This window comes from Peribacillus kribbensis DSM 17871, assembly GCF_000430765.1.
In the GTDB taxonomy this organism is placed as follows: Bacteria; Bacillota; Bacilli; order Bacillales; family DSM-1321; genus Paraperibacillus; species Paraperibacillus kribbensis.
The window spans coordinates 171,361-190,571 of sequence record NZ_KE387241.1 but is presented as its reverse complement, the minus strand read 5'-3'; the positions used below and the strand labels follow the sequence as shown (position 1 = coordinate 190,571).

Below are 19,211 nucleotides of genomic sequence, written 5' to 3'. Positions count from 1 at the left end.
AGACAGGGAACATAATCGGTATAAAAATTTCAGTAAGAGAAGGAGACCAGATGACAAAGAATATAGGATGGAACCTAGACAACAGCTACTCCCTTCTGCCGCAGAAATTTTACACAAGTCATAAGCCAAAGCCTGTGGCATCACCAGAACTGGTGATGTTCAATGAAAACCTGGCTGCAGAGCTTGGCTTTAATGCCGAGGCTTTGAAGACGAATGAAGGTGTGGCCATATTTGCCGGAAATGAGCTTCCGGAAGGAGCTTTTCCTTTAGCTCAAGCCTATGCGGGTCATCAATTCGGGCATTTTACTATGCTTGGGGACGGCCGGGCTGTTTTGCTTGGCGAGCAGATTACTCCGGAAGGCGGCCGTGTTGATATCCAACTGAAAGGGCCGGGACGTACGCCGTACTCCAGGGGAGGTGACGGCCGGGCAGCGCTTGGGCCCATGCTTCGGGAGTATATAATCAGCGAGGCCATGCATGGCCTTGGGATTCCTACCACACGGAGCCTTGCCGTGGTGAAAACCGGAGAGCCTGTTTATCGGGAAACGGAGCTGCAGGGCGCCATTTTAACACGGGTTGCTGCAAGTCATCTTCGTGTCGGGACCTTCGAATTTGCGGCTAACTGGGGAACAGAGGAAGAGCTTCGGGCACTTGCCGACTATGCGCTCGAGCGTCATTATCCAGATGCCGAAACAGGAGATAACCGCTATTTGGCCCTTCTTCAGGGAGTGATTAAACGCCAGGCGCTGCTGATTGCAAAATGGCAGCTTGCGGGTTTTATCCACGGCGTGATGAACACGGATAATATGACAATCAGCGGAGAGACCATCGATTATGGACCTTGTGCATTTATGGATGTCTACGATCCTGCTGCCGTATTCAGCTCGATAGATGTTCAGGGAAGGTATGCATACGGCAATCAGCCTGGCATTGGAAGCTGGAACCTTGCCCGCTTTGCAGAAGCGATGATCCCTTTGCTTCATGAAGACCAAGATCAAGCACTTGAACTGGCACAAGAGGCCATTTCTGAGTATAAGGATCATTTCTACAGCAATTGGCTGGAAGGAATGAGGGCAAAGCTTGGCATCTTTGGTGGAGAAGAAGGAGATAAGGCGCTTGTCGAACAGCTCCTTGGAATGATGCAGAAAAATCGGGCTGACTTCACGAATACCTTCCTGGATCTTACATTTGGCAGGGAAACAGCCATGTCAGGAACTCCGGAGTTTACTGCGTGGCATGAAAAGTGGATAGCCCGCCGCAGCAGGCAGGAACAGACGGAGGGGCAGGCGGCTGAATTGATGAAGAACAGCAATCCTGCGGTTATCCCTAGAAACCACCGGGTCGAAGAGGCCTTGGAAGCGGCAGAGAGTGGAGATTATCATGTGATGAAGCGGCTTCTGCATGTGCTTGCGAGCCCTTACGCTCATACAGCCGAGCAGGAAAAATACGCAGCCCTCCCTGAGCCTTCGGATTGCCCATATCAGACGTTTTGCGGAACATAATCATCTAGGACATTTTATTCACATAGGAGGAAGGTTTTATGAAGGTTCTTTCCATGATACAGCCTTGGGCAAGCCTCTTTGTCCTAGGCGAGACAGCCTATGAAACAAGAACATGGAGAACCCATTACCGCGGTCCTCTCGCCATTCATACAAGCAAAAAGATAGATAAGGCCGCCTGCAAATTGAAGAAAGTCGAAGAGCTTTTGTTTAAGCATGGATATACGGCAGAGAGTCTGCCCACTGGAGTGATCATAGGATCCTGCACTCTCATGGATTGCCTGAGGGTAACAGAAAACAATGGTACCTGGGCAGTGCTGGAGGATGGCCGCATCATCTCAGGCAATGATTTCTATTTAGGTGACTATCGGGAAGGCTGCTATGGCTGGGTAGTAAAAGACATGAGCCAGCTGAATGAATACATTCCGGCTAAAGGAAGGCTTGGGCTGTGGGAAATGAATAGCTAGAGTAAAGAGGGGGCAGATGCCCTCTTTTTTATGCAGTTAATTTCTGTTAAAAAAGGCAGAAAACCGGCAGAATAGTAGGCTCATATCAATTTTTATAGTAAAATAGGAGTTGAATGCCATAGATGAAAGGAACCAGCTAGAATGACATATAAAATGATTGTTTTAGATTTAGACGATACATTGCTTTGTGATGATTTGAGCATATCCCCGCGGACCAAGAACGCCCTTATGGAAGCACAGGAAGCAGGAGTAAAAGTCGTACTTGCTTCAGGCCGCCCGACTTCTGCCATGTTATCTGTTGCAGAAGAGCTTTGCCTGAAGGATTATAACAGCTTTATTTTATCCTTTAACGGAGCGAAAATCGTTAACTGCCAGACAGGAAATGAGTGGTTCAGCTCTACCCTGCCGGTTGAGACCGTCCACCAATTATTCGAAGTCAGCCGACGTGAAAACGTATGGATTCACACTTATGTCGGTGATAAGATTGTGACGCAGGAAGCCAATCAGTATACAGATATCGAAGGCGATATAACGAAGCTGGATATTGAAGTTGTTGACAGCTTCACCGATGCGGTTACAGAGCCTGTTGTAAAAGTACTGATGCTAGAGGAGCCTGAATATCTGGTGAAGGTAGAGAAAAAACTTCAGCAGGAATTCGCAGGGAAGCTTGCAGTCATGCGCTCCAAACCATTCTTCCTCGAATTTACGGAAGCTGGTGTTACAAAAGGAACAAGCCTGAATTCACTCATCCAGCAGCTGGGTATCACCCGTGAAGAAGTGATCGCAGTCGGCGATGGCCATAATGACATGTCCATGATTGAATTTGCGGGCCTTGGAGTGGCCATGGGAAATGCGGTCGATGCCATCAAAGAAAAAGCTGATTATATCACAGACACTAATATGAACGACGGTGTGGCTAAAGTTGTGGAAGAGTTTATACTGAATAAGCTGCCGGTAAGATAAGCCCGCCTTTGTGAAGAATTTATCATAGATTAGGAAGCTGCCCTTTTGGGTGGCTTTTTATTTAAGGGGTCCAAACAATAGACCAAAGTTCTTCAGTTGCTTACTTGCTGGAAAGTTTTTTACACTTGAAAAACAGGAGGAAGTATAGTAAATTATTCAGAGTCGTGACATTTAAATAAATAACACCTGTATAACTTCAAGAATATGGCTTGAGGGTCTCTACCAGGAACCATAAAATCCTGATTACAGAAAATGAATTTTTCATTTTTTGTAATCAGGATTTTTTGTGTTTTCTGAAAATATCACTTTATGAAGAAAGGAAGTATATACTATGAATTTCAAAGTTATTATCCTGGCCTTATCAGCTGTTGCTGTTGGATTGGTTGAATTGATTGTCGGCGGAATTTTGCCGACTATCGCTGATGATCTTAACATTTCTTTAAGCTCTGCCGGCCAGCTGATCACGGTGTTTGCACTGATCTATGCGATTGCCGGACCGCTATTACTCATCTTAACCAGCAGGATTGAACGTAAGAAGTTGTACCTTGCTTCCATGTTTATTTTTATCCTGGGCAATGTCATAACATACTTCAGTCCGAATTTTACTGTTATGATGGCTGCAAGGGTTTTAACGGCAGCAAGTACAGCGCTTATCGTAGTACTTTCTTTGATCATTGCGGCAAAAGTTGTCGATCCTGCTCACCAGGCGAAGGCTCTCGGTCTTATATATATGGGGATTAGTTCGTCACTCGTGCTGGGTGTGCCGCTTGGAATCCTGGTTTCCAATACATTTGGATGGCGCGTGATTTTCCTTGGAATTGCTGTGTTATCCATTGGATCAATGGTACTGATCTCGCTGTTTTTGGAACGTATTCCCGGCGAAAAATCAATTCCGCTGTCACAGCAGTTAAAAGCAGTAGGCAGTGCGAAGATCGGCAGTGCCCATCTTGCTACATTGTTTATGCTGGCAGGACATTATACACTTTATGCTTATTTCACACCATTTCTGCAAACAAATCTTCATTTGAATTCATATTGGATCAGCATCTGCTATTTTGTCTTCGGCATTGCAGCAGTAATGGGCGGAGCCTTCGGCGGTACACTTTCAGATTGGATCGGTGCTCCTAAAAGTATCATCATTGTGATCAGCGCATTTGCTGCCGCCCTGGCCATCTTGCCATTTACGACTTTTTCACTTGTTATATTCATTCCAATTATGATGATTTGGGGAGCGCTGAGCTGGAGTCTGGCACCGCCGCAGCAAAGTTATTTGATTCAAATTGATCCGGCTACCTCCGATATACAGCAAAGCTTTAATAACTCGGCATTGCAGATCGGCATTTCCCTTGGCTCGGCAATCGGCGGAATCGTACTGGACCAAACCGGTACAGTCTCCAGTACAGCGTGGTTCGGAAGTGTCATTGTCATCATCTCCTTGCTATGTGCAGTCTTTTCTTTGACCAGACCGGCTATCAAGAGAGAAAATCATACTGCTTCCGCTCTCCAGGGCTCAGAAAATTAAATTCAGCCGTTTTTAAAGAAATAGGTGTCTGTCACTTTAGAGCACAGACACCTATTTTTTTTGAGGCTTATGTATTTGTAAAAGTTGTTAAGCCGTCTTTTTTTCACTGTGGGATTTATAAAACAAAAACAGTTTAGTAAGCCAGAATGCAAGGAAAGCGACAATCACATCAATCAAGAAAAGAAAGAACTCATTCATTCCCATTCTTACTTCTATTAAGTCAAAGTATGTTTCCAATGAACCCATACCAAAGGCTAAAATGGCACTCAATATGATAGAAAACAAATAAAAGTTCCTCTTTTTCTTGGTGCAGTATTGATATAAAAGTAAGTATGCGACGGGTATGACGGATGCTGTCATATTAATAGCAAAAGGCAATGCAGGTGCAAGATAATATTTATGAATAAAGTAGTCGCTCCGTCCTAGATAGATCTCCAGGTATGTCCATAGCAGATGAACTGAAAAGCCATAAAAAAGGATTTCAAAGGTTCTTTTTTTATCCAGTGTAAAGAAGAGCCCATAAGGGGAGCGATCAGTAATAATATTGTGAACCAAATTTGCTGAGGAGACCCAGGGGAATAGGGAAGAAGATCAATAAAATTGGAGGAGTCACAGCTTAAGCTGTGACTTTTTCTGCTTATTTTCTGATAAATTAATTGACAGTGATAATCATTATCAATTATCCTTGTTGTATAAATGATTGGGAAATGGGGGGGTTACAAACATGTTTGTTCAGTTTAGAAAAATGATGGTTACAGAAGGCAATGCAGAGAAGGTAGGGAACGCTTCAGTAAGAAGGGGCTGATCGAGCAGCAGGAGGGATTTGTGGATTTGACGATCCTTGAGAAAAAGGTCCGCAGCGGGGAAGAAGAGGTCCTGATTCTGATTAAGTGGGAATCAGAGGAGCATTGGAAGCAATGGGAAAAAAGCGATGCCCACATTGCGGGCCATAAAGCCAGAATCGGACAGCCGAAGCCGGATTATATTCTAAGCTCGGAGGCTGGGAAATATGAAATAAAGGCAGTCAAAAAAGCAGCTGTTACTAAATGAATTCATGGAATTCATTTTTTTAACAGCTTGTATTGATAATGATTTTCATTATCGTTAGGGGTTCTTATGAAAAAAGAAATATTACTCATGATGGTTCTTGTGATTTTATCAATCATTTCGTTATTCATTGGTGTTAAGCATATTTCGCCCGGTGATTTGCTGCATTTAACCAGCGATCAACGAGATATTCTTTTGATCAGCCGCCTCCCGCGTTTAATCTCACTCTTGATCGCAGGAATCAGCATGAGCATCTGCGGGTTGATCATGCAGCAGCTGTCGCAGAATAAATTCGTTTCCCCGACTACGGCGGGGACGATGGACAGTGCCAGGCTTGGAATTCTCGTTTCCCTGCTGCTGTTTTCCTCGGCGGGGATGATGGTAAAGATGGTCATTGCCGCTGTTTTTGCTCTTGCCGGCACCTTTTTATTTATGAAACTTTTAGACTCTATCCAGTTTAAGGATGCCATTTTTATTCCGCTGGTCGGACTGATGTTCGGCAATATCATCAGCTCCATCACCACTTTTTTTGCCTATAAGCATGACTTGATTCAAAGCATATCTGCCTGGCTGCAGGGGGACTTTTCCATGGTTATGGCAGGCCGCTATGAAATGATTTACATAAGTGTTCCTTTAATGATTCTAGCATATTTCTACGCGGATAAATTCACTCTGGCAGGGATGGGGGAAGACTTCGCCGGAAGTCTGGGCCTTAAATATAGGCTTACCGTTAATATCGGACTTGTCATCGTGGCCCTGTCTACGGCTGCAGTACTGCTGACAGTAGGAACCATTCCTTTTTTAGGTTTGATTGTTCCGAATATTGTTTCCATTTTCAATGGAGATAATCTTAAAAAAAATTTATTCCCGACCGCTCTTTTAGGTGCAGTATTTCTACTAATCTGCGATATTCTCGGCCGGGTCATCATTTTTCCATACGAAATTCCAATCGGTTTGACAGTAGGAGTTATTGGGAGCGGAATCTTCCTTTACCTGCTGATAAGGGGAAGGGCCTATGCACAATAATGTAAAGCTGATCCTGGCTGCAGCCATTACCCTGATACTGGTATGCATCTTTTTGTTTACAGATATCGGGAATTACTGGGGATATGTTGTGCCAAAGAGGCTGGTCAAAATAGCAGCCATTGTCTTGACGGGTACTTCTATTGCCCTGTCAACCGTGATTTTTCAGACCGTTACGAATAACAGGATTCTGACACCGAGTATTATCGGATTAGATTCCCTGTATATACTCATTCAGACGGTGCTGATTTTCGTATTTGGTACAGCAAGTTCTACAGTCATGGATAAAAATATTAATTTCGTCATCTGTATCTGTTTTATGATTCTATTTGCCTTGGGGCTGTTTAAAGTCCTCTTCCAAAAAGATGGAAGGAACATTTATTTTCTTTTGCTGGCTGGAATGGTCATGGGGATTTTATTCCAGAGTTTTTCTTCCTTCATGCAGGTCATTATGGATCCAAACGATTTTATGATCATCCAGGACCGAATGTTTGCAAGCTTTAATAATATCAATACGGATTTACTGCTTTTGTCGTCTGTGCTTTTTGTCATGGTTTTCCTTTATTCCTTAAGATTTGTGAAGTATCTCGACGTATTATCACTCGGCAGGGATTCCGCCGTTAATTTGGGGGTAGATTATCACTTTGTTGTGAAAAGACTGCTGATCGTGGTGGCGGTACTGGTCTCCATATCGACGTCACTTGTCGGTCCGATTACGTTCCTGGGACTTCTCGTTGCAAATACAGCCTATCAGTTTTTGAAAACATACCGCCATTCCCATTTGCTAACAGGTTCAATCCTCATCAGCATCATGGCATTGACGGGCGGATTACTGCTTGTTGAGAGGGTGTTCACCTTCTCAACTACAATCAGCGTCATCATTAACTTTGCCGGAGGAGTGTACTTTTTATATCTGCTGTTAAAGGAGAGGAAAGCATGATCACCGTTGAAAACCTTTCGAAAAAATACGGGAATAAATTTGTCGTTGAAGATGTCTCCTTTCAGATCCAGAAAGGTAAAATCACATCGTTTATCGGACCGAATGGAGCGGGGAAAAGTACCGTTCTTTCCATGATGAGCAGGCTTCTGTCAAAAGACTCTGGTGAAGTCAGGATAGATGGGAAGGAAGTGGGCAGCTGCAATACGAATGAGCTTGCGAGGAAGCTGTCAATTCTTAAACAGTCCAACTCGATCAATGTCCGGCTGACTGTCAGAGAGCTTGTAGCATTCGGGAGATTCCCATATTCAAAGGGGAGGCTGACGAAAGAGGATTGGAGCTTCGTGGATATGGCCATTGCCTACATGGAGCTTGAGGAAATCCAGCATCAGTTCATGGACCGTTTGAGCGGGGGGCAGCAGCAAAGGGCCTATATTGCGATGGTAATCGCCCAGGATACGGATTATATCCTGCTGGATGAACCATTAAACAATCTCGATATGAAGCACTCTGTCCAAATTATGAAAGTCCTCCGAAGATTGACCCGGGAGCTGGGCAAGACGGTCGTAATCGTCATTCATGATATTAACTTTGCTTCCTGTTATTCAGACGAGATTGTCGCTTTAAAGAATGGGCGGGTCATCCAAAGCGGTCCTGTACATAGCATCATCGATCCGGGTGTATTGGCTCCATTATATGATATGGAAATCCCTATTCAGGAAATCAGTGACAATAAGATCTGTGTGTACTATGTGTGAAATATTAAAAATAAATTATTTGGGGTGTGAAAAATCATGAGGAAAATATCTGTTTTTTTATTGATTTCCATGCTAGTGCTTTTTTTGGCCGCTTGCGGGAACAGCGGGAAAACTACAGGTTCATCTTCTCCCAAGGAGGATAATACATTAACCATCAAACATCAATTAGGTGAGTCAAAGGTGCCGGAAAATCCGAAGAAAGTGGTAGTCTTTGATTTTGGAGCATTAGATTCAATGGATAAGCTGAAACTCGAAGATTCTGTGGCAGGAGTTCCTCAAAAAAATGTTCCAGTCTACTTAAGTAAATATAAAGATTCCAAGTATAAGAATGTTGGAGGATTAAAGGAGCCTGATTTCGAAGCCATCAATGAGCTAAAGCCAGATTTAATCATTATTTCCGGCAGGCAGCAGGATTCCTATGATAAGTTCCAGGAGATTGCTCCTACCATTTTCGTTGGTATGGATAACAAGCATTACGAGAAATCCTTTAAAGATAATGCCAATACGATAGGGAAAATTTTTGGCAAGGAAAAGCAGGTTAAGGAAGATTTGACAGCCTTCGACCAGACTGTAAAGAATATTAAAGACAAAGCATCACAGAGCGATGAAAAAGCATTGGTAACATTGACAGAAGGCGGAAAAGTAACAGCATTTGGCCCGAATTCAAGATTTGGTCTCATCCACGGCTTGTTTGGCATTAAGGCAGCTGCAAATGATATAGAAGCTGACCCGATACATGGACAGAATATCTCGATGGAATTCATTGCAGAAAAGAATCCTGATATTCTTTATGTCATTGACCGTGACGCGGCCATTGGCGAAGGGGAAAATGCTAAAAAAGTCATAGAGAATGCCTTGGTGAAGAAAACCAATGCCTATAAAAACGGAAAAATTATTTATCTGGATCCTGGTTACTGGTATCTCTCCGGAGGCGGTCTTGAGTCATCGGCCAAAATGGCAGAGGAAGCAGCAAAAGGGCTGGAATAAATCTGAGGAGCATTCCGCAAGAATAGAAGAGTTAACAGGTTCTTCCAGCCTGATTGCTTCGGTGGCAGAAGTCCTTAAAGAAACAGCAAAATAGTTTTTTAGAGGGTGGGTGTCCCGCCCTCTTTTTTTATTTCGCTTTACTAAATAAATAGAGTGAAAGACCTACTAAAAATAATGTCAGATAATTCAAATTAATCATGAAATTTGGCGGACTTGAATTTATACTAAGGATATTCATTTTCAGGAGGGATTTTTTTGAAGAAAAAAGTAATGGCACCCCTTGTTTTATCCGCATCCTTGGCAGCGGGACTTCTGCCGTTTGGCAATGTACTGGCCGATCAGCCTGAGAAAGCCGCAGAGAAGCCTGCATATGCGCAGACATCTAAAGGGGCGGTTCCTTTGTTTGTACAAGAAAAACAGCTAGAGAAGCGCTCAGGAGGCAATGCCGCTGATGCGCTGAACTTTTTGAATGAGCAAAAAGCAGCGGTCGGCATCAAGAATCCTAAAGCGAGCCTAAAAGAAAAAACGTCAAAAAAAGATGACCTTGGTATGACCCATGTCCGCTTTACCCAGACAAAAAATGGAGTGCCTGTAGAAGGTTCAGAGGTCATTGTCCATTACAATAAACAAAATGAAGTAGCGGCAGTTAACGGTTATTTCAACAAGGAAGTGGAGGATTCAGATCTAAACACTGCTCCAACCGTAAGCAGTACAAGTGCACTTGCGACTGCGATGGCTGCGGTGAACGCCCCAGAAAAGCTTCAATTAGAACCGGCAACTGACCTTGTCATTTACTCTGCTCCGGAAAAAAATACTCTGGCCTATAAAGTGAACTTGAACTTCCTTGGGGACGCGCCGGGCAACTGGTTTATCTATGTGGATGCTTCAACAGGCAAGGTGCTGGACGCCGTCAATGGATTAATGCATTCAGATGAGGTCAAATCGCAGACAGGGGTCGGTACAGGCGTGCTTGGCGAAAACCGTTTGCTGCATATCTCTCAGGTAAAACAACCTAATCAGGGAACCACCTTCCAGCTGGCAGATTATGCCCATAATAATTTAAAAGGCATCATTACATATGATTATCCTTCCAACCAAATCGTTTCTAGTAAGAGTGCCTCATTCAAAACCGATTATGACCGTGCAGGAGTGGATGCTCATCATAACTCAGAAGCTGTTTACGAGTATTATTTAAAGGAACATAACCGAAATTCACTGGATGACAAAGGGATGGCCATCATTTCTTATGTCCACTATGGTACAGACTATAATAATGCATTCTGGAACGGTAAATACATGACTTATGGCGATGGAGACGGCAAGTTCATGATTACCCTATCCGCAGGGCTGGATGTAGCCGCCCACGAAATGACTCACGGTGTTACAACAAACACGGCGAATCTTCAGTACCGCAATCAGTCAGGAGCTTTGAATGAAGCTTTCTCCGATATTTTTGGGGCACTGATCGACGATAAAAACTGGGAAATTGGAGAAGAAATTATGGCTCCTGAAGCGAAGGCAGGAGGAAGAGAATCTCTTCGAAGCTTAAGTGATCCGGGCAAATATCCGGTAGGTGACAAGTATACCGCTTATGGAAATGGAAGTGGAAAATACCCATCCAATATGAGTGAATTTTATAACCTGCCGCTGTCATTGGATAATGGAGGAGTCCATATCAATTCCTCGATTATTAACCATGCAGCGTACCTGACGGCCCAGGAAGTCGGCCGTGAAAAACTGGGCAAAATTTATTATCGCGCCCTGACCCAATATCTAACGCCAACATCTACTTTCAGTGATGCGCGCAAGGCTGTCGTACAATCTGCGGTGGATCTTTATGGAGAGGGAAGCCAGGAAGCAAAAGCAGCCTCAGGCGGATTCGATCAGGTTGGAATTCAGTAATGGCTATCAGGTAAACTGGCTTTCTGAAAAAGGCCTTTGCCTTTAACAAAATAAGGGGAACTTTTACGCTTAAATTAAGAATAGAGCTCTTTTCAGTGGATATAAGGGGAAGTTTTCCCCTTATTGAATGAAAATTCCTCAATTTTAGAATTTTTTTGTTCAATAGAGGGAATTTCTCCCTCTATTGAAGCTCTTTTTCCTCATTTTTACGAAATAAGGGGAAATTCTCCCTTTATGTATCAGCTCAGGTGCAGCATCAAATTCCTAAATGGGGAAGTCGGCTGAACAAAATTTAAAAGCAGGCGGAGGAAAGCATTCGTTTTTCTCCACCTGCTTTATTTTAAAGAATGACAGTCCCTGTTTTTGTGCCCGCGGGCTAGCCGCTTTTCCTTAAAAATCCGCCAAGCCTCCTTACTGGTTGTATGGACTCTCTTTGTGCTTCATAATAGGGAATATTACGGAAATGTTTATTCCTCTAACAGACAGGAGATTTCTATGAACAGAATTAGAAATTTTTTTGACCCCCCAAAAATTCTCGTCTTGGGCTTTGCCGCATTGATTCTGATAGGGGCATGCCTGCTCATGCTTCCACTTGCAACAGAGGATGGAAGGGGACTTACCTTTTTAAACGCCTTATTTACTTCCACCTCTGCGGCCTGTGTGACGGGCCTTGTAGTGGTGGATACAGCGGATACCTTCAGCACCTTTGGAGAACTTGTCATTCTTTTTTTAATCCAGATCGGCGGTTTAGGATTCATGTCCTTTGCCACGCTGCTGGCATTCATCTTGGGAAAGCGGATCTCACTTCGTGACCGTTTGGTGCTTCAGGAGGCATTGAATAATATATCTCTTGCGGGGATCGTCCGCCTGGTTAGGAGAGTTTTAATATTTACAGCTGTCATCGAAATGGCCGGAGCCGTTATCCTTGCTGCCCGTTTTTCACTAGATATGCCGGTTGGAAAAGCAATCTACTGGGGAATCTTTCATTCTATCTCCAATTTTAATAATGCCGGATTTGATTTAAATGGAGAATTCCGGAGCCTGACTCCGTTTGTTGATGACCCGGCAGTCGTGTTGACCGTCTGCGTCCTGATAACATTGGGCGGAATCGGCTTTATTGTCATGAACGAATTATATGAGTTCAAGGAAATACATAGGATTTCTATGCATACGAAAGTAGTTCTTACCACTACTCTTATTTTAACCTTTGGCGCCACTATCCTGATTTTTATCCTTGAATATCATAATATAAAAACATTGGAGCCTTTATCTTTTGGCGGGAAGGTGCTGGGATCACTATTCCAGGCAGTTACACCTAGAACGGCAGGCGCAAACACACTTCCAATTGGCGATTTAACACAACCAACTCTTTTTTTAATCATCTTTCTTATGTATGTGGGGGCCGGCCCTGGATCGACCGCAGGCGGGATTAAAATCACCACTCTTGCTGTGCTCTCGGCGGCAGTGTGGTCCCAGATTAAAGGAAGAGAAGATGTAGTCATGTTCCGCCGCAAAATTGTAATGGAAATCATCTTCAAAGCTCTGACTGTGGCGATGATCGGTATATTTTTGGTTATGATTGTAACTATGCTCTTGACCATTACAGAAGGGGAACACCATAATTTCATCATGTACCTTTTTGAAGCGACTTCCGCATTTGGTACTGTCGGGCTGTCAATGGGGCTGACACCGGAATTAAGCCATATCGGCCGGGTTATCATAATCTTCACCATGTTTGCGGGCCGTCTTGGTCCATTGACCCTGGCTTATGCAGTCACCATGAGAAGGAAAGGCAATAATGATAAGATTGGATATCCAAAAGGGAATATTATGATTGGGTAATGTGAGCAGGCAGGGCATAAGGTCCTGCCTTTTATATGCCGTGACTCATCATTAAATAAAGTAATCTTTATAGTAAATAAAGGTCGCGATGAAAGAAATAATCATATAGGCAACTGCAGTGTAGAAGGCAAAGGATGGATTAAAAGCTGTTTTCTCCTCATCCATCTTCATGCCAGTCTGGGCCTGGACCTGCAGGCGGACTTGATTGGAAGTAAAGCCGCCTGACGATGTAAAGAAATAGATAATAATGGCAGACAACAGCCCGCTGAAAAATGAGGCATCAATAAATTTTAGGCCCAGCAGAGTAGCGAGATAATTAATAACCACAATAATGACCGCTGTACAAAGGCAAAGCAGGAGTTTTTTCATTTAAATGCCGCCTTTCTGTTTAGTTTACTCATACATACGGACGAACAGGTAAAAAGTTCCAAATATTTTCTTTCTTTTTCTCAAATGCTTTGCTTGGAAATGTTTCACCACCTCCTAATTTGGTTTCCCTTTAAAAAATAGAATGAACCTATAAGAAGAAGGGAGAAGGGGAATACCCTGTATTTACGAAAATTGGAAGAAATTGTACAATTAGGATAACAACAGGAAAGGCAGGGCTGAGGGTGAAATATATAAACATGGAAACATGGCCGAGAAGAAGGCATTTTGAATTTTTTAATAAAATGGATTCTCCCCATCTGAACATTACAGCAAACCTGGATGTTACACGGCTCTACGGGATGTGTAAGAGGAAAAATGTGTCCTTTTTTCAGGTTTTTTTGTACCTGGTGACCAAAACCGCGAATGAAATCAGGGAATTCCGTTTCCGCATACGGGAGGGTGGAGTCTTGGAGCATGAAAGAATTGATGTATCCTTTACAGCCCCAGCTTCTGATGATTTATTTTCGTTCTGTACAGCCGAATATTATGAGAATCTTTCACATTTTCTTGAGCATGTATCAGACAGGCTGGAGCAGATCCAGGGCAGTGTGGAGCTTGATGATCAGCAGGGGAAGGATGAAGTGATTTTTACAACCTGCATCCCCTGGGTATCTTACACTGCGATTACTCATCCCATCCATTTGAGCCCGGCGGACAGCATTCCCAGATTTGCCTGGGGAAAGTTTTTTCAAGAAAATGAAAAGCTGCAAATGCCCTTTTCTGTTCAGGCTCATCACGCTTTGGTAGATGGGCTGCATGTGGGACAATTCTTTCAGAGCATGCAGGAGAAGTTGAATGTTATCGACTTATAAAGGATTGCTATAGTTTGGGGGACTTAATCTTTCGATTAGTCATGATGGGTGTTCCAGTCGTGGTTGTCGTAGCAATTGCAGCTTTTTGGAATTCCAGAAGGAAAAAGGCCGCTCGGCTTGAGCGGATCGAGGAAAAACTTGATTCCCTGCTAAAGAAATAGAGAAGAAAGATGATTTGGGAATTTTCACAAAATTCTATTGATTATTCTTTGTTCCAGGAGTAAAATGAGAACAATTTTAAAATTAAATAGAAGGTGATGACAGGAATGAGTAGCTCCTTATCTCCCTGTAACAGAGAGCTGATGGCTGGTGGGAATCAGTACAAAGATAAGAGTGAATTACCTCCTTGAACCTTTTTTGTGAACTTTTTAGTAGCAAAAAACGGCCGGCCGTTATTCGAAGCAAGCGGAAGAGAAATCTTCAACAAGGGTGGTACCGCGTTAACCACGTCCCTTATTTAGGGGCGTGGTTTTTTTATTTATCTATGAAACTTTAAGGGGGAAACATCGTGGAAGACTTTATCAAACAGCTGACCGACGAACAGCTTACGGAAATGGAAAGGCAGTTTGCCATCTACAGCAATGGAGCAAATGAAGTCCTTCCTGGACTTGAATTAAAAAATAAGATTGCGAGATCCCTGCTAAGGAATGAACCGTTGAAAATTAAGCTGGGCCTTGATCCTTCCGCTCCTGACATCCATCTTGGGCATACGGTGGTGCTGAACAAGCTGAAGCAGTTCCAGGAAAACGGGCATGTGATTCAGCTGATCATCGGCGATTTCACGGGGAAAATAGGGGATCCGACCGGGAAATCATCGGTCAGAAAACAGCTTACCAATGATGAAGTAAAACAGAATGCCAAAACATACTTTGAACAGTTCGGCAAAGTACTGGATATGGAGAAGGCAGAGCTGCATTATAATTCGAAATGGCTGAGCAGTCTGAATCTCGAGGAAATCATTCAGCTTTCTTCAAGCATCACAGTTGCCCGGCTGCTCGAAAGGAATGATTTCTCCGAAAGGCTTGCAGCTGGTAAACCAATTTCCCTGCATGAATTCTTCTACCCGTTAATGCAAGGCTATGATTCGGTTGAGCTGGAGAGTGATGTTGAACTGGGAGGGACGGACCAGCATTTTAACGTACTAATGGGAAGGCATCTGCAGGAGCACTTTGGTAAAGAGAAGCAGGTGGTGATTCTGCTTCCGTTGATCGAAGGGCTGGATGGCGTTGAAAAAATGTCTAAATCTAAGAATAACTACATTGGAGTGGACGAGAACAGGACAGATATGTACGGAAAAACCATGTCTATTCCTGACGAGCTTATTGCCAAATACATGGAGTTGGTGACAGATCTTCCTTTAGAAAAGAAGACTGGGGTTAAAAAAGGCTTGGAGGATGGAAGTTTTCATCCGCGGGATGCCAAGATGCTTCTGGCAAGGACCATTGTACGAATTTTTCATGGGGAACTGGAAGCACAGCAGGCAGAGGCAGAGTTCAAAGCTGTCTTTCAAAAAGGTGACATACCCGGGGACATTCCCGAGCTGAACTGGGACGGGGATCCAGAAACCGGTATTATTGAGCTGCTTCTTGCCTCAGGACTACAGCAATCCAAAACAGAGGCGAGGAAAATGATACAAAATGGCGGGGTACGAGTGAATGGAGAAAAGGTGCTCGATCCATTCCTGGTCCTGCATCTAAAGGGTGAACATATTGTCCAAGTTGGAAAGAGGAAGTATGTCAGAATAAAGGGGCAGGAGTGAATGCAGGATTCACTCCTTAAGAGCGGGCCTATTTTTTTATCGGCCGCTCCAGGGTCATGATTTCCTCCTCAAGGGAAGTGAATTGCTGCTCCACTACGAATTTTACATCCTTCAGAGCTGCATTGTAGAAGTGGGGCGCAAGTGACTCCTTTACAAAGTCCAGTACTCGTTCTGCCGCGAATTCCGTCAGTTCCTCATCCCGGTCCTGTGCGAAGAAATATTGGATGTCCGAAATCATCATCTGCTGCTGTTCTTTGGTAAGCTTGATATACATATATTTATCTCCTTTTCCTGGTAGGGTACCTGTAACTATACAGCCGAATTTCTAAAAAAGACAGGCTGTTTTTTGCCGGAATTTTATGTACAAGCATTCCGTTTAATGGGATTTTAATAGAAATTTCATAAGAGATTCAGCCTGGGGTGATATACTGTGTGAACAACTTCACCTTTTCGTGAAGTTTGAATTTCTGCTATTAAAGGAAAACTTATAAAAAACACCTGGTTTTAAGTCAGGAGGTGTTCGTATGCCCGATGTTATACAGTTATTGAATCATTATGGATATATTGTTCTGTTTCTATCTCTCATGCTCGAATTGATTATTGTTCCCATACCAAACGAAGCACTGATGAGCTATGTGGGGGTCCTCTGCTATCAGGGGCAGATGAATCTGGTTCTATCCGTCGCATCTGCTGCGCTCGGGGGAATGCTCGGAGTAAGCATTTCCTATTGGCTGGGGAAGAAGCTAGGTGTTCCATTCTTCCGAAAATACGGGCATTTCATTCACATGGGTCCGGAAAAAATGGACAGGATGTCAGCTTGGTATACGAAGTATGGAAAAGTACTCCTTCTTGTTTCTTTTTTTATTCCTGGTGTAAGGCATATAGCCAGCATTATCTCAGGAGTGATCAAGCTCCCGTTCCGCTCCTTTTCCATATTTGCCTATATTGGTGTTACCCTATGGACAGGGGCCTTTATCTGGCTCGGAGACATTATGGGCCCAAAATGGGATCAATTTGAGGGAGAAATCAAAAAATGGCTGGTGCTGGGAAGTGTACTCCTTGGAATCGCCGGAATTCTTTATATCGTCATCCGCTCCAACCGGACATTTCTCAAGGAAGGATTATTTCTGATTTTTGAATCGGTCATCTTTCGTTTTAGAAGCTTTCTTAAAATTAAGCTTCTCATCTTATTCTGCCTGCTGTTATTTGTTGCAGCCGTCATATTGATGGTTGCCTTTATCCAGGATTTCATCAGCAATGATGTGAGCCCGTTTAATAAAGTATTCGATACTATTGTGTTCACTCTTTTTAATGGCAGCTGGGCAGGAATCATGAATGCTTTATACGGAATTGGGTCATGGATTGTACTGGGCATGCTGGCACTCATTACATTTGCTGTAATCTTCCTCAACCGCCAGAACATACGCCTTGAATGTACTTTTTATGTCGTGGCATGGCTTGGTTCGTACCTATTATCCTATGGAATACACTGGGTGTTCCATACGCTGATGGGCGACCTGATAAGCAAGGATTTCCCAAGCGCCAGGGCCATGCTTGTGTTAACAGTATACGGACTCCTGCTTATCTCGCTGATCCGCCACAGCTCTAAATATATTTTAAACGGCGGAATGGTTCTTCTGGCCGCATTCCTGCTGGCTGCCTATGCGGTAAGCTCCGTGTACCTTTCCCGCCTCACACCGAGTGAAGTGATGGCCGGTTATGTTTTTGGCGGAGTATGGCTCAGTGGTGCAATCGTGTCACTCGAGCTGTTCCGTTTCTTAAGCCTGATAAAAGAGGATTCTTCCTACAGGAATGGCCCTCGTCTGAAGAAATAAAGAACATGGAATACGATTCTCGGTTCATCGCGGATTTGCTTAACCCGGCCAGGCTTTTTTGAAGAAAAAATAAAAAAGAGCAGAGACTTGGACAGCACTAAGGACTTAAAAGGGTGCTGGCCAGGGTCTGCTCTTTTACTTTTTCAAAACTCAAAGCGCTGGCTGCTTGCATGATCATAGATGTCAGCAGCTTCTTGGATGTTTTTTTCGACTGTATCTGTAGCAGATACGATTTTTTCGTTCAGCTTTTCCTTTACGTTTGAAGGATGATCCTTTGTTTCTGACAATAATGTAAGGGTTTGCTTTCTTGTGTTTTTATCCAGCAGGGTAAGGGCAGCTCCGATAATCCCGCCGACAATCATTCCTGTTACAAACCAGTTATCCTTCTTATTTCTATTATATATCCCAATTCTTCTTTTTTTGGCCATGGGTTCACCTCTTTTACATTAATTATATCGTTTTCCCCTTTACTGCATGTTTCAAAACCTTAGCTTTTTCAAAAAAAGATTGAATATGAAATATATGGAAGATATGATAAGTGAAAAGAAGAACTGAGGGGGATCCCATTTGAGCAAGGTAATCAGCTACTATAATCAGTATGATGAATGGGGAAGGCTTGATCGGGAGCCGGTTGAATTTCAGGTGAACTGGCATTATATCAAAAAGCATCTTCCGGAAAAGGGGAGAGTTTTGGATAACGGTGCCGGACCCGGCAAGTATTCTATGAAGATTGCGGAAGAAGGTTATAAGGTGACGCTGACAGACTTGACTCCAAGGCTGGTTGAAATAGCTGAACGAAAAGCAGGGGAGCTTCAGCTCACCGGGCAGTTTGAAGGTTTCTATACCGCTGATGCAAGAGACCTTCACATGCTTAAGGATGAACAATTTGATGCTTCTTTGATGCTGGGACCGATGTATCATCTGCAGGATGAGATGGATCGTGAACATGCCGTTCAGGAATTGCACAGGGTCACAAAAGAAAGTGGAATCGTTTTTGTGGCCTTTATGCCGAGAATCCGCCATGCTTTGACATCCCTTTTGCATCCTGAAAATTGGAAGCCGAACAATTCCATGGATCAGATTAATGAGTTTATGAGTACCGGCTGCTTTAACCATCAGGATGACGGGCGGTTCACAGGAGCCTATTACTTCAATATAGATGAAATCAAGCCATTTATGGATGCCCATGGTTTTGAAGCCCTTTCGCTTCTAGGTTCAAATGCGGGCACGATCTTAACCCCGGAGCATTGGGATTATTGGAGAAACAAGGGAGAGGCCGAAAAAGTTATTCAATTTATTAAAGAACAAGCTGCCGATCCCTCCATTCTCGGAATTTCCTCTCATTTGCTTTATATAGGAAGAAAAAAGATGCAACCAGTAGAGCCTGAAAATGTCCGGTCCATACTTTGACTCAAGAAACTGGGTTAAC

Annotated in this window: 20 protein-coding genes, 1 pseudogene, 1 riboswitch and 1 other annotated feature; of the genes and pseudogenes, 17 read left to right on the top strand and 4 right to left on the bottom strand. The window is 43.5% G+C overall.

The genetic code is table 11. The features are described from left to right. Window positions 1-50: 50 nt before the first annotated feature. From H539_RS0121200 to H539_RS0121185, 4 genes are all read left to right on the top strand, one after another. Window positions 51-1,502 carry a protein adenylyltransferase SelO gene (locus H539_RS0121200; protein WP_026695185.1) on the top strand — a complete coding sequence of 484 codons (1,452 nt, stop codon included), beginning with the start codon at window positions 51-53 and terminating at the stop codon, window positions 1,500-1,502. Between the two features lie 38 nt (window positions 1,503-1,540). Further along, window positions 1,541-1,966 carry an ASCH domain-containing protein gene (locus H539_RS0121195; RefSeq protein ID WP_026695184.1) on the top strand — a complete coding sequence of 142 codons (426 nt, stop codon included), beginning with the start codon at window positions 1,541-1,543 and terminating at the stop codon, window positions 1,964-1,966. Window positions 1,967-2,107: 141 nt separating this feature from the next. Then, on the top strand, window positions 2,108-2,929 hold the full coding sequence (locus tag H539_RS0121190) for a Cof-type HAD-IIB family hydrolase (RefSeq protein WP_026695183.1): 822 nt from the start codon (window positions 2,108-2,110) through the stop codon (window positions 2,927-2,929). A gap of 166 nt (window positions 2,930-3,095) precedes the next feature. After that, window positions 3,096-3,195, top strand: a riboswitch (purine riboswitch). A 65-nt stretch (window positions 3,196-3,260) separates the two neighbouring features. Next, the gene (locus H539_RS0121185; RefSeq protein WP_026695182.1) at window positions 3,261-4,451 is read left to right on the top strand and encodes an MFS transporter; all 1,191 of its coding nucleotides are present in this window, start codon (window positions 3,261-3,263) and stop codon (window positions 4,449-4,451) included. Window positions 4,452-4,538: 87 nt separating this feature from the next. Here the strand turns inward: H539_RS0121185 and H539_RS31750 are convergent, their stop codons facing one another. Then, window positions 4,539-4,736 (bottom strand): hypothetical protein, encoded by a 198-nt coding sequence (locus tag H539_RS31750; RefSeq protein WP_155890185.1) that lies wholly within the window; start codon window positions 4,734-4,736, stop codon window positions 4,539-4,541. A 439-nt stretch (window positions 4,737-5,175) separates the two neighbouring features. Here H539_RS31750 and H539_RS29290 point away from each other — a divergent pair. The 8 genes and pseudogenes from H539_RS29290 to H539_RS0121140 all read left to right on the top strand — a co-directional run bounded on the left by H539_RS29290 (window position 5,176) and on the right by H539_RS0121140 (window position 12,947). Beyond that, a pseudogene (locus H539_RS29290) lies at window positions 5,176-5,501 on the top strand (antibiotic biosynthesis monooxygenase). A 66-nt stretch (window positions 5,502-5,567) separates the two neighbouring features. After that, window positions 5,568-6,524: an ABC transporter permease gene (locus tag H539_RS0121170; protein WP_026695181.1), complete on the top strand. Its 957-nt coding sequence runs from the start codon at window positions 5,568-5,570 to the stop codon at window positions 6,522-6,524. Continuing rightward, the gene (locus tag H539_RS0121165) at window positions 6,514-7,461 is read left to right on the top strand and encodes an iron chelate uptake ABC transporter family permease subunit (RefSeq protein ID WP_026695180.1); all 948 of its coding nucleotides are present in this window, start codon (window positions 6,514-6,516) and stop codon (window positions 7,459-7,461) included. The genes H539_RS0121170 and H539_RS0121165 overlap by 11 nt, the downstream gene beginning before the upstream one ends. Next, a complete protein-coding gene (locus H539_RS0121160) occupies window positions 7,458-8,216 on the top strand; it encodes an iron ABC transporter ATP-binding protein (RefSeq protein WP_026695179.1) in 759 nt (252 codons plus the stop codon). Before H539_RS0121165 ends, H539_RS0121160 begins: the two co-directional genes overlap by 4 nt. Window positions 8,217-8,252: 36 nt before the next feature. Beyond that, the gene (locus H539_RS0121155) at window positions 8,253-9,203 is read left to right on the top strand and encodes a siderophore ABC transporter substrate-binding protein (RefSeq protein ID WP_180321070.1); all 951 of its coding nucleotides are present in this window, start codon (window positions 8,253-8,255) and stop codon (window positions 9,201-9,203) included. Then, window positions 9,154-9,297 (top strand): hypothetical protein, encoded by a 144-nt coding sequence (locus H539_RS31745; RefSeq protein WP_155890183.1) that lies wholly within the window; start codon window positions 9,154-9,156, stop codon window positions 9,295-9,297. The genes H539_RS0121155 and H539_RS31745 overlap by 50 nt, the downstream gene beginning before the upstream one ends. Window positions 9,298-9,458: 161 nt before the next feature. Then, window positions 9,459-11,105 carry a M4 family metallopeptidase gene (locus tag H539_RS0121150; protein WP_026695177.1) on the top strand — a complete coding sequence of 549 codons (1,647 nt, stop codon included), beginning with the start codon at window positions 9,459-9,461 and terminating at the stop codon, window positions 11,103-11,105. A 495-nt stretch (window positions 11,106-11,600) separates the two neighbouring features. Further along, window positions 11,601-12,947 carry a TrkH family potassium uptake protein gene (locus H539_RS0121140; protein ID WP_026695176.1) on the top strand — a complete coding sequence of 449 codons (1,347 nt, stop codon included), beginning with the start codon at window positions 11,601-11,603 and terminating at the stop codon, window positions 12,945-12,947. A 51-nt stretch (window positions 12,948-12,998) separates the two neighbouring features. On the opposite strand, the gene H539_RS0121135 is transcribed toward H539_RS0121140, so the two are convergent. Beyond that, the gene (locus tag H539_RS0121135) at window positions 12,999-13,316 is read right to left on the bottom strand and encodes a hypothetical protein (protein WP_026695175.1); all 318 of its coding nucleotides are present in this window, start codon (window positions 13,314-13,316) and stop codon (window positions 12,999-13,001) included. A 242-nt stretch (window positions 13,317-13,558) separates the two neighbouring features. Between H539_RS0121135 and H539_RS0121130 the strand changes: the two genes are divergently transcribed. From H539_RS0121130 to tyrS, 3 genes are all read left to right on the top strand, one after another. After that, window positions 13,559-14,188, top strand: a complete 630-nt coding sequence (locus H539_RS0121130; protein WP_026695174.1) for a chloramphenicol acetyltransferase — start codon at window positions 13,559-13,561, stop codon at window positions 14,186-14,188. Between the two features lie 14 nt (window positions 14,189-14,202). Further along, window positions 14,203-14,349 carry a hypothetical protein gene (locus H539_RS31740; protein WP_155890181.1) on the top strand — a complete coding sequence of 49 codons (147 nt, stop codon included), beginning with the start codon at window positions 14,203-14,205 and terminating at the stop codon, window positions 14,347-14,349. An 87-nt stretch (window positions 14,350-14,436) separates the two neighbouring features. Further along, window positions 14,437-14,645, top strand: a binding site (T-box leader). Window positions 14,646-14,741: 96 nt separating this feature from the next. Continuing rightward, a complete protein-coding gene (gene tyrS, locus H539_RS0121120) occupies window positions 14,742-15,947 on the top strand; it encodes a tyrosine--tRNA ligase (RefSeq protein ID WP_425414754.1) in 1,206 nt (401 codons plus the stop codon). Window positions 15,948-15,975: 28 nt separating this feature from the next. Here tyrS and H539_RS0121115 read toward each other — a convergent pair whose 3' ends face one another. After that, complete coding sequence (locus tag H539_RS0121115; protein ID WP_026695172.1) at window positions 15,976-16,221, bottom strand: DUF2164 domain-containing protein; 246 nt, start codon at window positions 16,219-16,221, stop codon at window positions 15,976-15,978. 250 nt (window positions 16,222-16,471) lie between these two features. Between H539_RS0121115 and H539_RS29285 the strand changes: the two genes are divergently transcribed. Beyond that, window positions 16,472-17,782, top strand: coding sequence for a VTT domain-containing protein (locus H539_RS29285; protein ID WP_051348721.1), 1,311 nt, complete (start codon window positions 16,472-16,474; stop codon window positions 17,780-17,782). A 143-nt stretch (window positions 17,783-17,925) separates the two neighbouring features. Here the strand turns inward: H539_RS29285 and H539_RS0121105 are convergent, their stop codons facing one another. Continuing rightward, the gene (locus tag H539_RS0121105) at window positions 17,926-18,210 is read right to left on the bottom strand and encodes a YtxH domain-containing protein (RefSeq protein WP_026695171.1); all 285 of its coding nucleotides are present in this window, start codon (window positions 18,208-18,210) and stop codon (window positions 17,926-17,928) included. A 139-nt stretch (window positions 18,211-18,349) separates the two neighbouring features. Here H539_RS0121105 and H539_RS29280 point away from each other — a divergent pair, with 139 nt between their 5' ends. After that, complete coding sequence (locus H539_RS29280) at window positions 18,350-19,192, top strand: class I SAM-dependent methyltransferase (RefSeq protein WP_051348720.1); 843 nt, start codon at window positions 18,350-18,352, stop codon at window positions 19,190-19,192. The last annotated feature ends 19 nt before the right edge of the window (window positions 19,193-19,211 follow it).